This is a genomic window from Paraburkholderia sp. (assembly GCF_036488505.1).
Classification (GTDB): Bacteria; Pseudomonadota; Gammaproteobacteria; order Burkholderiales; family Burkholderiaceae; genus Paraburkholderia.
Map to the genome: position 1 here is coordinate 1 of NZ_DASXHN010000063.1, position 12,262 is coordinate 12,262.

Consider the following 12,262-nt stretch of genomic DNA (forward strand, 5'->3'; position numbering starts at 1 on the left):
GAGTTGTGGCAATCGCCGTTCACGCTGCATCCGAAGCTGATCGAGGCGATCCGCAAGGAGGCCGAGCATGCGCGCGCCGGCAACAAGGCGCGCATCGTCGCGAAGATGAACGCGCTGCTCGAGCCGACGGTGATCGCCGAACTGTACGAGGCATCGCAGGCCGGCGCGAAGATCGATCTGATCGTGCGTGGCGTGTGTTCGCTGCAACCGGGCGTGCCGGGGCTCTCGGAGAACATCACGGTGCGCTCCATCGTCGGGCGCTTTCTCGAACACCATCGCATCTACTACTTCTACGACGGTGGCAACGAGCAGGTCTATCTGTCGAGCGCCGACTGGATGGATCGCAACCTGTTCCGGCGCGTCGAAGTCGCGTTCCCGGTCAACAACCGGCGTCTGAAGCGGCGCGTGATCGCGGAAGGGCTATCGGCGTTTCTGGGCGACAACCAGTCCGCGTGGCTGATGCAAAGCGATGGACATTACCGCCGCCGCCGGCCCGGCAAGTCGTCGCGCAACGGACAGATGAGCCTGCTCGCGAAGTTCTGTTCATAGCCAGAGCGGCGCCCGCCGCGACAGCAGTCACCGCGCGCAAAGCCGATAAAAACCGCCTGATTCAGGCGGTTTTTTACTTGGTGCACGGAATTCGCAATCGCACAGCCGCGCTCGACCTGCGTGCAATCGACCGTGATGCGCTCAAACCTGCGTCGTCTGGCAGCGCGCGGTGCGGTACACCGGAAAGCGCACGGTGAACGTGCTGCCGCGCCCTTCTTCGCTCTTCACGTCGAGCTGCGCATCATGCCGCTGCAGCACGTGCTTGACGATCGCGAGACCGAGGCCTGTGCCGCCGGTATCGCGCGAACGGCTGCGATCGACCCGATAGAAGCGCTCGGTGAGCCGCGGAATATCGGCAGCCGGAATGCCAAGGCCGCTGTCCGCGACCGTGAACACCGCGTGGTTGCCCTGCGCATGCCAGCCGACCTTGATCGAGCCGCCATCCGGCGTATAGCGGATCGCGTTCGTCACGAGATTGCCGAGGGCGCTGAGAACTTCCGTTTCGACGCCGGTAACGGTGAGCTCCTCGTCCGCATCGAAGACGATCCGGTGATGATCGCTCGACAGACTCTCCGCGTCGTCGCGCAGATGCCGCAGCACCGCGCGCATGTCGATCATCTGATCGCTCGGCGGCTTGTTGTCGCCTTCGAGCTTCGCGAGCACCAGCAGATCGCTGACGATATGGCGCATGCGCGCCGCCTGCTGTTCCATCAGCTCCAGATAGCGCGCACGCTCGGTCTCGCCGAGCGGCAACTCGCGCATCGTCTCGAGAAAGCCGGACAGCACGGTAAGAGGCGTCTTGAGTTCGTGCGATACGTTGGCGACGAAGTCGCGCCGCATCGCGTCGGTGCGTTCGAGTTCGGTGATGTCCTGCGACAGCACCAGCTTGCGATTGTCGCCATAGGGAAACACCTGTACCGACAGCACGTTCTGGCGCTTCTCGCCCATCCCGCGCATGATCAGCATTTCCTCGTAACGATGCGAATTCAGATAACGCACGAAGTCGGGATGGCGTACCAGATGCGTGATGTGCTGACGCAGATCGCGCTTCGCGTCGAGGCCGAAATGGTTTTCGGAGATCGCATTGCACCACTCGATCTGATCGTGGTCGTCGAGCATCGCGACACCGTTCGGCGACGCCTGGATCGCCTGGATGAAACGCGAATGCTGCTGCTCGACCTGGCGCACTTGCGCATGCCAGCGCTTCGCGAGCTTATGCAAACGGTAGTAGATTTCGCCCCAGATGCCCGGGGCGCTCGGCACTTCGCCGTACACGGGCGCATCGAGTAGACGCCACAGGCGCTGTTTGTGAAACGTGCCGAAGATACTCTGCGCGAGCAGCATGACGATCGCGAGGATCAGTGCCGCCTTCACGTTCACCAGTGCGCCCACCACGACGCACAGAACAGCAAGCAGCACGACCGAGACGATGGAGCGCGCCCAGATGATGTTCATGGTCTAGCGATCGAAGAGAAATACAGCGCAGGAGGGAGGTGACGGCGCAACCGGCTGCGCCGCTGGACGGCTATCAGGCGCTCTTCGCCAACCGGTAGCCGCTACCGCGAACCGTTTCAATCATAGCATCGCACCCTGCGGGCTTGAGTGCCGCGCGCAGGCGCTTGATATGCACGTCCACGGTACGTTCCTCGACGAACACGTGATCGCCCCACACCTGATCGAGCAGTTGCGTGCGGCTGTGCACGCGCTCGGGGTGGGTCATGAAGAAATGCAGCAGACGGAATTCGGTCGGGCCGAGATCGAGCTTGATCTCGCTGCCTTGCGCATGCGCGGCGACGCGATGCGTGGCCGGATCGAGCTTCAACCCGTTGATCGCGACGACGTCTTCCGTCAACTGCGGGGCGCGGCGGCGTAGCACCGCCTTGATACGCGCCATCAATTCCTTCGGCGAAAACGGCTTGGTCACGTAGTCGTCCGCACCGATCTCGAGGCCGAGCACCTTGTCCTGCTCATCGCCGCGCGCGGTCAGCATGATGATCGGAATGTGCTTCGTACGCTCGTTGCTGCGAAGGTCGCGCGCGAACGAAATGCCCGATTTACCCGGCAACATCCAGTCCAGCAGCACGAGATCGGGTAGCACGTCGCTGATCAGGTTGTGCGCCTGTTCCGCGTTGTACGCCCGGATCGGACAGTGACCGGCGTGTTGAAGATTGACCGAGATCAGTTCGGAAATAGCGGGCTCGTCTTCAATGACGAGAATGCTGCTGGGCATCGGCACCTCTGTTCCTTTTCTCTGGATTAGCTGAGCGCTTCGCGTTCGAGCGCATCGCGCGACTGGTGGCGCACGTCGGTACCCTTCACGATGTAGATGATGAATTCGGCGATGTTTTTCGCGTGGTCGCCGATCCGCTCGATTGCCTTCGCGATAAACAGGAAGTCGAGGCCCACCGAGATAGAACGCGGATCTTCGGTCATATACGAGATCAGCTTGCGCACGAACGCGCGGAATTCCTCGTCGATCGCTTTGTCGTCACGCACGATCTGCGCGGCGGCGACCGTGTCCAAACGCGCGAACGCGTCGAGCGCGCGGCGCAGAATCGACACCGCCATTTCGCCCGACAGCTTGATTTCGGCGATGTTGATCGTGCGCGATGCGCCGTCTTCCATCAGACGCTTGGTGCGTTTGGCGATCTTCTCGGCTTCGTCGCCGGCGCGCTCGAGATTCGTAATGGTCTTCGAGATCGCGATCAGCAGGCGCAGATCGCGAGCGGCCGGCTGACGGCGCGCGATGATGTTGCTGCACTCCTCGTCGATCTCGACTTCCATCTTGTTCAGAAGGTCTTCCGTTGCAATCACCTGCTCGGCGATGTTCAGGTCGAATTCGTTGAGCGCCTGCATCGCGTTGACGATCTGCGATTCGACGAGGCCGCCCATTTCGAGCACCTTCGACGAAACGAGGTTCAGGTCGGCGTCGAACTGGCTGGACAGATGTTTATCGGACATGTCGTACTCCGTTATATTGCCCGGCCGATTAGCCGAAGCGTCCAGTAATGTAGTCCTCGGTTTCCTTGCGGGCCGGCTTGATGAAGATTTTTTCCGTGTCGCCGAATTCGATCAGCTCGCCCAGGTACATATACGCAGTGTAGTCCGAGCAGCGAGCCGCCTGTTGCATGTTGTGCGTGACGATCACGACCGTGTAGTCGCTCTTCAGTTCGGCGATCAGCTCTTCGATACGGCCGGTCGAAATCGGGTCGAGCGCCGAGCACGGTTCGTCGAGCAGCAGCACTTCAGGACGGATCGCGATGCCGCGTGCGATGCACAGACGCTGCTGCTGACCGCCGGACAACCCATAGCCGCTCTGGCCTAGCTTGTCCTTCACTTCATTCCACAGCGCCGCCTTGGTGAGCGCCCATTCGACGCGGTCGTCCATTTCCGAGCGCGACAGCGATTCGAACATCTTCACGCCAAACGCGATGTTGTCGTAGATCGACATCGGAAAGGGGGTCGGCTTCTGGAACACCATGCCGATACGCGCGCGCAGCAGCGAGATATCGCGTCGCGTGGTCAGCAGGTTTTCGCCGTCCATCAGGATCTCGCCTTCGGCGCGCTGCTCCGGATAGAGCGCATACATTTTGTTGAAGGTGCGCAGCAGCGTCGACTTGCCGCAGCCCGACGGGCCGATGAACGCGGTCACCTTGCCTTCGGGAATCTGCAGATTGACGTTCTTCAGCGCGTGATACTTGCCGTAGAAGAAGTTCAGGTCGTTGACCTCGATCTTCGGGCGCGCCGGCGCATGCGCGTGGCCATGTTGCTCGGGGTCGGCACCGGCGGGCGCGCTCACGTGCCCGGTCGGATTGAGTTGGGTTTCTGCCATATTCATCGGATTACACTCCGCCCTTACCTGTTCGAGAAGATCGTGCGCGCGAGGATGTTCAATCCCAGTACCGCGAGCGTGATCAGGAAGACGCCGGCCCACGCGAGCGATTGCCACTGCGCGAACGGACTCATCGCAAACTTGTAGATCGTGACCGGCAGGTTAGCGACCGGCTGGCCCATATCGACTGAGAAAAACTGGTTCGACAGCGCGGTGAAGAGCAGCGGCGCGGTTTCGCCGGCAATGCGCGCGACGCCGAGCAGCACGCCGGTCACGATGCCCGCGATCGACGCCTTCAGCGTGATCGACAGCACCATCTTCCACTTCGGCGTGCCGAGCGCGAAGGCCGCTTCGCGCAGTGCGTTCGGCACCAGCTTCAGCATGTTCTCGGTGGTGCGGATCACGATCGGAATTTGCAGCAGCGCCAACGACAGCACGCCGGCCCAGCCGCTGAAATGCCCCATCCTCGCGACGACGACCGCGTAGACGAACAGACCGATCACGATCGACGGCGCCGACAGCAGGATGTCGTTGATGAAGCGAGTGAGGGCCGCGAGCCAGCCCTTCTGCCCGTACTCGGCGAGATAGACGCCCGCCATGATGCCGATCGGCGTGCCGATGAAGGTCGCGAGCCCGACCAGCATCAGGCTACCGACGATCGCGTTGGCGAGACCGCCGCCATCGGTGTTCGGCGGCGGCGTCGACTGCGTGAACAATTCGACCGACAGACCGCCGACGCCCAGCCGCAGCGTCGTGTAGAGAATCCACACGAGCCAAAGCAGACCGAAGGCCATCGCGGCGAGCGACAGCGTCAGCGCGATCGCGTTGGTGAAGCGGCGGCGTCCTTGCAGACGCGTACGCATCGCTTCGAGCGTCGCGGCGTCCTTCAGACCCGGCATATTCAGGGAAGACCCGCTCATTTCGCGCCCTCCCCTTTTTCGAGACGCAGCAACATGATTTTCGAAATCGACAGCACGATGAAAGTGATCACGAACAGGATCAGGCCGAGCTCCATCAGTGCCGACGTATGCAGGCCCGGGTCCGCTTCAGCGAACTCGTTGGCGAGCGCCGACGTGATGCTGTTACCCGGCGAAAACAGCGAGATGTTATCGAGCAGATTGGTGTTGCCGATCACGAACGTGACCGCCATCGTCTCGCCGAGCGCGCGGCCGAGGCCCAGCATCACGCCGCCGATCACGCCGCTCTTGGTGAAGGGCAGCACGATCTTCCACATCACTTCCCACGTCGTACAGCCGATGCCGTACGCCGATTCCTTGAGCAGCACCGGCGTGACTTCGAACACGTCGCGCATCACGGCCGCGATGTACGGAATGGTCATGATCGCGAGAATCACCCCCGCGCACAGAATGCCGATGCCGATCGGCGGGCCCGAGAACAGCGCGCCGACGATCGGAATGCCGCCGAGCACCGTGCCGAGCGGCTTCTGGAACCACGTCGCGAAGATCGGCGCGAATACGAGCAGACCCCACATGCCATACACGATGGACGGAATCGCGGCGAGCAACTCGATCGCGATACCGAGCGGCCGGCGCAGCCAGGCGGGCGAAAGTTCGGTCAGGAAAAGCGCGATGCCGAAGCTGACCGGCACCGCGATGACGAGCGCAATGATGGACGTGGCAATCGTGCCGTAGATCGGCACCAGCGCGCCAAACTGCTTGCTAGGCGGATCCCACACGGCGGTCCACAGGAATGAGAGGCCGAACTGGCGGATCGACGGCATCGACGCGATGATCAGCGACACGATGATGCCGCCGAGCAGCAGCAGCGTAACGATGGCGGAAAGGCGTGCAAGGCCGCCGAAGATCACATCGCCGGAGCGGCCAGGCGCCTTTTGCTGCGACGCGCTGCCAGGCGGATGGGCCCGGCTCGCGCCGGACGCTAGATGAATATCGGACATGAGTGCCTGAAAACCTGTTTCCAGTTGCCGGACGACAGATGCCGGGCGGCGGATGATGCTGCGGCGAATGCCGGGCCAATGTCATTGGCCGTCCTCATCGGAGGACGGCCAATCTGCTACGAAACGCGGGGTTCGATCCGTCCGGACCGCGCCGCGCTCTACCCGCCTTACTCGGCGATCGACTTGCCGGTCGAGTCCTTCACTCTCTGCTTCCACTGCGTGCGGATTTCCGACACCACCGATTCAGGCAGCGAGATGTAATCCAGATCGTTTGCAGCCTGGCCGCCGTTCTTGAACGACCAGTCGAAGAACTTCAGCGCCTCGGCACCTTCAGCTGGCTTGTCCTGCGTCGTGTGCAGCAGCACGAACGTAGCGCCGACGACCGGCCATGCGTTCTTGCCCGGCTCGTTCGTCAGGATCTGGTAGAACGACTTCGACCAGTCCGCGCCAGCAGCTGCCGCCTTGAACGTCTCCGTCTTCGGCTCGACCACGGCGCCCGACTCGTTCTTCATCGCCGCATACGTCATGTGATTCTGCTTCGCATAGGCCCATTCGACGTAGCCGATCGCGCCCGGCAGACGCTGCACGAAGGCCGCTACGCCGTCGTTACCCTTGCCGCCCGTGCCCGTCGGCCAGTTGACCGTGGTGCCTTGGCCGACCTTGGTCTTCCATTCCGGGTTGACCTTCGACAGGTAGTTCGTCCAGATGAAGCTGGTGCCCGAACCGTCGGCACGGCGCACCACGGCGATGTCCAGATCCGGCAGCTTCAGCTTCGGATTCAGTGCGACGATCGCCGGGTCGTTCCATTTCTTGATCTTGCCAAGGTAGATGTCGCCGAGCACCGGGCCCGACAGGACCAGTTCCGACGGCTTCACGCCCGGAATGTTGACTGCCGGCACCACGCCGCCGACTACCGTCGGGAACTGGAACAGGCCATTCTTCGCGAGTTCGTCGTCGGTCAGCGGAGCGTCCGAGCCCGCGAAATCCACGGTCTTTGCCTCGATCTGCTTGATACCGCCCGCCGAGCCGATGCCCTGGTAGTTGACCTTGCCGCCGCCCGACTTCTGATAAGCGTCGGCCCACTTCGTGTAGATCGGTGCTGCGAAGGTACTGCCCGCGCCGGTGATGTCTGCTGCTTGCGCTGCGACTGCGAAAAGCGCGCCAGCGACGCCAGCGAACACGGTGTGCATCAATTTCATGAGACCTCCAAGGGTGAAAGCGTGTGGTGTGAGCGTTTGATACGGACACCGCGAAGCTTAGGGTCTCTTTATGACAAAACCGTGACTGATCGTGAAGGCGATGTGACAATCATATTACTGCGCGAAAGCCGGCGAGGGGCCGGAATCGACGCTGTCGCCGATGCGCTTTGCATCGCCTGGCAGCGTGGGGCGGGCAGACGTACGACGGAAACGTTTGCGAGACGCGGGAGAGGGGTGGTCGCATCAGGAGGACGCGCTCGAGGGTCCAGTGTGCCGGAATCAACTCGGACGGCCTATATCGATTCGGCGAGATACGCCGCAATGGGTGTAGCCAAGGCTTCGCCGACGCGAGCGGCACCGGTGGCAGGCAAGCAGGCCGACAGACAAGCGGCGCGAAATGACGCTGTTTCGCGCGCTTCGCAGATCGACCGAGGCGGCCGCCGACTGCTGCGCTTCCGCGATCGCGGGCTAACCGCGGACGGTTGCGCTGCTACGCGCGCGGTCCGTTACGGGCATGACTTTGCGCCCGCGAGGCAGCCGCTTTGCCGTCCGCCGGCGAACCGATCAGGCGGTCGCTTCCCGCACCGCCTCGGCAATCGCTTCGGAATGCCGAACCGCGTCGGCCGCATCCTGCGCTTCGACCATCACACGTAGCACCGGCTCCGTTCCCGACGCGCGGATCAGCACGCGGCCATGTCCGTCGAGCGCGCTTTCGGCCGCGTCGATCGCGCGGCGGATCGTATCGCTGCGTTTCCAGTCGGCCTCGGGCTTCATGCGCACGTTGATAAGCTTTTGCGGGAATAGTGTGACGCCCTCGAGCAGCTGCGCGAGCGACTTGCCACTGCGCTGCATCGCCGCAAGGACGAGCAGCGCGGACACGATGCCGTCGCCCGTCGAGTGACGATCGAGCGACAGAATGTGGCCGGAACCTTCCGCGCCGAGTTGCCAACCGTGCTCACGCAACTGTTCGAGCACATACCGGTCGCCGACCGCGGCCCGCACGAACTTGACGCCGGCGTGGTGCAGCGCGACTTCCACTGCCATGTTGGTCATCAGCGTGCCGACCGCGCCTTCGACGTGGCCCGCGGTCGCAATGCGATCTTTCACCAGCACGTACAGCAATTCGTCGCCGTTATAAAGACGGCCATCGGCGTCCACGATCTGTAGCCGGTCGGCGTCGCCATCGAGCGCGATGCCGAGCTCCGCGTGATTGGCCCGCACCGCCCGCACCAGCGCGTCCGGCGCGGTTGCGCCAACGCCATCGTTGATGTTGAAGCCGTTCGGCGCGACGCCAATCGGGATCACTTCGGCGCCCAGTTCGTGGAACACGTGCGGCGCGACGTCGTACGCGGCGCCATGCGCGCAATCGACGACGAGTTTCATGCCGCGCAGATCGTAGGCGGCCGGGAAGGTACTCTTGCAGAACTCGATATAGCGGCCGGCCGCGTCGTCGAGACGCCGCGCCTTGCCCAGCTGTTCGGAGGCCGCGCACGCGAGCGGCAATTCGAGCTGCTCCTCGATCTGCAGCTCAACGTCATCCGGCAGCTTGTTGCCATCAGCGGAGAAGAATTTGATGCCGTTGTCATAGTACGGGTTATGCGACGCGCTGATGACGACACCGGCGGCAAGCCGCAGCGCGCGGGTCAGGTACGCAATCCCGGGCGTCGGCATCGGGCCGGCCAGCATTACGTCGACGCCAGCCGCCGAAAAGCCCGATTCGAGCGCGGCTTCGAGCATGTAGCCCGACACCCGGGTGTCCTTGCCGATCAGCACCGTCGGTCGGGTGCCGGTTCTGGCCCAATGATCGGCGCCCGCGAGCACCTTGCCGGCCGCGTAACCGAGCCGCAATACGAATTCCGGCGTGATGGGCCCTTCACCGACCTTGCCTCGGATACCGTCCGTTCCGAAGTAACGACGTGCCATGTTTTAACTCCTTTTATGTGGCTGCGGTTCAACCGCGCGCAGGCTGGCGTTCGCCGCGTCGCGTACGGTGACCCATATTTTCAATGCATCGACTGTCTGCGCGACGTCGTGTACGCGCACAATCGCGGCGCCCCGCTCGGCCGCGCACACCGCCGCGGCGATGCTGCCGGCTACACGCTCGGGCGCCGGGCGGCCGACTACCGCGCCGACCATCGACTTACGCGAGATGCCCGCGACAATCGGATACGGCGACGCCGCGCGGGGAGCCGTATCCCGCAAATGAGCAAGCAGCGCGTAGTTGTGATCGAGCACCGCCTTGCCGAAACCGAACCCCGGATCCACGCTGATGCGCGCACGCGCAATCCCCGCCTGCTGCAATGTCGCCACCTGCTCTTCGAGGAAGCGGCGCACGTCGCTGACCACGTCGTCGTAGCGCGGCTCGGCGAGCTGCATGGTCTGCGGCTCGCCGAGCATGTGCATCACACAAAGCCCGCAGTCGCTGTCGCGTACCGCGTCGATGGCGCCGGCCATCCGAAAGCCCCAGATGTCGTTGATCATGTCGGCACCCGCGCTCAACGCATGCCGCATGACCTCCGGCTTGTACGTATCCACCGACAACGGCACATTTGCGCGACGCAACTGTTCAAGCAGCGGGATCACACGCTCGAGCTCCTCGCCGAGCGGCACGGGCGGTGCGCCGGGGCGCGTGGACTCCCCGCCGATATCGATGATGTCCGCGCCGTCGAGCAGCATACGCTCGGCCTGGCGCAACGCATCGCCGCGCAGCGCGTATTGACCACCATCGGAGAAGGAGTCGGGCGTGACGTTCAGGATGCCCATCACCAACGGGCGTTCGAAGGTCAGCTTGAAGCGGCCGCATTGAAGCGGCTCTGGTACAGCAGCGGAAGAAGAATCGACTTTCGACACGTAGCAGTGCTTCACTGAGAACAGACCAAATGCAAAACGGGCCGGTGTGCTACACACCGGCCCGCACTTTCTACTAGTTGCCGATCAGGCCGGCGCAGTCGCGCTACCCGGCTTGACCTCGGTACCCGGGCTGCCGCCGGACGAGGCGTCGGTTGCCGACGGCGGCGAGCTCTTCGGCGAGCGCGGCGGACGCCCTGCCATGATGTCGTTGATCTGATCAGCGTCGATCGTTTCCCACTCCATCAATGCCGCGGTCATCGCCTCGACCTTGTCGCGGTTCTCTTCCAGTAGACGCCGCGCAAGCTTGTATTGATCGTCCAGCACGCGGCGAATTTCCGCATCGACCTTCTGCTGCGTCGCTTCCGAGATAGTCCGCGTGAAACCGCGCCCAAACGGGGAAGCGTCGTTTTCGTCGTCGACGTAGACCATCGGGCCGAGCGCATCGGTCATGCCGAAACGCGCGACCATCGCGCGAGCCGTCTGCGTCGCCTTGTTGAAGTCATCCGACGCGCCGGTGCTGATCAGGTTCAGGAACAGCTCTTCCGCGACGCGGCCGCCAAACAGAATGGCGAGACGGTCGAGCAGATAGTCCTTCGAGTACGTTTCGTTGTCGTGCTCTGGCAATTGCCACGTAACGCCCAGTGCGCGGCCGCGCGGAATGATCGTGACCTTGTGCACCGGGTCGGCCTTTGGCAACAGCTTCGCGATCACCGCGTGACCCGATTCGTGATACGCGGTAGCTCGCTTCGATTCTTCGCGAATCACCGCCGACTTGCGCTCCGGACCCATGAAGATCTTGTCCTTCGCGTCCTCGAAGTCCGTCATTTCGACGATACGCTTGCCGCGGCGTGCGGCGAACAGCGCTGCTTCGTTCACGAGGTTCGCGAGATCGGCGCCGGAGAAGCCCGGCGTTCCGCGCGCGATTACCGCCGCGTCGACGTCGTTCGAAATCGGCACCTTGCGCAGATGCACCTTCATGATGTGTTCGCGACCGCGGATATCCGGCAAACCAACGTAGACCTGGCGATCGAAACGGCCCGGGCGCAACAGCGCCTTGTCGAGCACGTCGGAACGGTTCGTTGCCGCAATCACGATGACCCCGGAGTTCGCCTCGAAGCCGTCCATTTCGACAAGCATCTGGTTCAGCGTCTGCTCCCGCTCGTCGTTGCCACCGCCCATGCCCGCGCCACGATGGCGACCGACCGCGTCGATTTCATCGATGAACACGATGCACGGCGCGTGCTTCTTGGCCTGTTCGAACATGTCGCGCACACGAGCCGCGCCGACCCCGACGAACATTTCAACGAAGTCGGAGCCCGAAATGCTGAAAAACGGCACTTTCGCCTCGCCGGCGATTGCACGTGCGAGCAGCGTCTTGCCGGTTCCCGGTGGGCCGACCAGCAGCACCCCGCGCGGAATCCGGCCACCGAGCTTCTGAAATTTCTGAGGATCGCGCAGGAAATCGACGAGTTCGGACACCTCTTCCTTGGCTTCGTCGCAACCGGCGACGTCGGTGAAATTGATGGCGTTGTTGTTCTCGTCGATCAGGCGCGCGCGGGATTTGCCGAATGAGAACGCGCCACCCTTCCCGCCCCCCTGCATCTGTCGCATCATGTAGAACCAGAAACCGATGATCAGGATCGTCGGTCCGAGGTAGTACAGCACGGACATCAGTGCATTGGGTTCGTCGTCAGCCTTGCCGCTCACCTGGACGCCGTACTTCATCAAATCGCCGACCATCCAGATGTCGCCGGGCGACACGATCTGATACTTCTGTCCGTCTGCTGGAGTGACCGTGAGGTTCCGCCCCTGGACAATGACGTTCTTGACTTTGCCGTTCTTCGCGTCGTCCATGAACTGCGAATAGGAAACGCCTTCCTGGACACGGGGCTTGTCGAACTGCTTGAACACCGT

Annotated in this window: 10 protein-coding genes and 1 pseudogene; 1 reads left to right on the forward strand and 10 read right to left on the reverse strand. The window is 62.9% G+C overall.

What is annotated here, in order from left to right; genetic code table 11:
* A pseudogene (locus tag VGH68_RS03720) lies at positions 1-549 on the forward strand (RNA degradosome polyphosphate kinase); the annotation flags it as partial.
* Positions 550-690: 141 nt separating this feature from the next.
* Here the strand turns inward: VGH68_RS03720 and phoR are convergent.
* The 10 genes from phoR to ftsH all read right to left on the reverse strand — a co-directional run.
* On the reverse strand, positions 691-2,004 hold the full coding sequence (gene phoR, locus VGH68_RS03725; protein WP_331602155.1) for a phosphate regulon sensor histidine kinase PhoR: 1,314 nt from the start codon (positions 2,002-2,004) through the stop codon (positions 691-693).
* A 73-nt stretch (positions 2,005-2,077) separates the two neighbouring features.
* Positions 2,078-2,779 (reverse strand): phosphate regulon transcriptional regulator PhoB, encoded by a 702-nt coding sequence (phoB, locus tag VGH68_RS03730; protein WP_331602156.1) that lies wholly within the window; start codon positions 2,777-2,779, stop codon positions 2,078-2,080.
* 26 nt (positions 2,780-2,805) lie between these two features.
* Positions 2,806-3,510 carry a phosphate signaling complex protein PhoU gene (gene phoU / locus VGH68_RS03735; RefSeq protein WP_331602157.1) on the reverse strand — a complete coding sequence of 235 codons (705 nt, stop codon included), beginning with the start codon at positions 3,508-3,510 and terminating at the stop codon, positions 2,806-2,808.
* A gap of 28 nt (positions 3,511-3,538) precedes the next feature.
* Positions 3,539-4,387 (reverse strand): phosphate ABC transporter ATP-binding protein PstB, encoded by an 849-nt coding sequence (gene pstB / locus VGH68_RS03740; RefSeq protein ID WP_331602158.1) that lies wholly within the window; start codon positions 4,385-4,387, stop codon positions 3,539-3,541.
* 17 nt (positions 4,388-4,404) lie between these two features.
* On the reverse strand, positions 4,405-5,301 hold the full coding sequence (pstA, locus tag VGH68_RS03745) for a phosphate ABC transporter permease PstA (RefSeq protein ID WP_331602159.1): 897 nt from the start codon (positions 5,299-5,301) through the stop codon (positions 4,405-4,407).
* Positions 5,298-6,299 carry a phosphate ABC transporter permease PstC gene (gene pstC / locus VGH68_RS03750; RefSeq protein WP_331602160.1) on the reverse strand — a complete coding sequence of 334 codons (1,002 nt, stop codon included), beginning with the start codon at positions 6,297-6,299 and terminating at the stop codon, positions 5,298-5,300. Before pstC ends, pstA begins: the two co-directional genes overlap by 4 nt.
* A 167-nt stretch (positions 6,300-6,466) precedes the next feature.
* The gene (gene pstS / locus VGH68_RS03755; RefSeq protein WP_331602161.1) at positions 6,467-7,498 is read right to left on the reverse strand and encodes a phosphate ABC transporter substrate-binding protein PstS; all 1,032 of its coding nucleotides are present in this window, start codon (positions 7,496-7,498) and stop codon (positions 6,467-6,469) included.
* A 564-nt stretch (positions 7,499-8,062) separates the two neighbouring features.
* Entirely contained in the window at positions 8,063-9,421 is a 1,359-nt protein-coding gene (glmM, locus tag VGH68_RS03760; protein WP_331602162.1) for a phosphoglucosamine mutase, read from the reverse strand.
* Positions 9,422-9,424: 3 nt separating this feature from the next.
* A complete protein-coding gene (folP, locus tag VGH68_RS03765; protein ID WP_414696889.1) occupies positions 9,425-10,261 on the reverse strand; it encodes a dihydropteroate synthase in 837 nt (278 codons plus the stop codon).
* A 171-nt stretch (positions 10,262-10,432) separates the two neighbouring features.
* Positions 10,433-12,262, reverse strand: a 1,830-nt coding sequence (gene ftsH / locus VGH68_RS03770) for an ATP-dependent zinc metalloprotease FtsH (RefSeq protein ID WP_331602164.1), incomplete at its 5' end; no start/stop codon positions are given.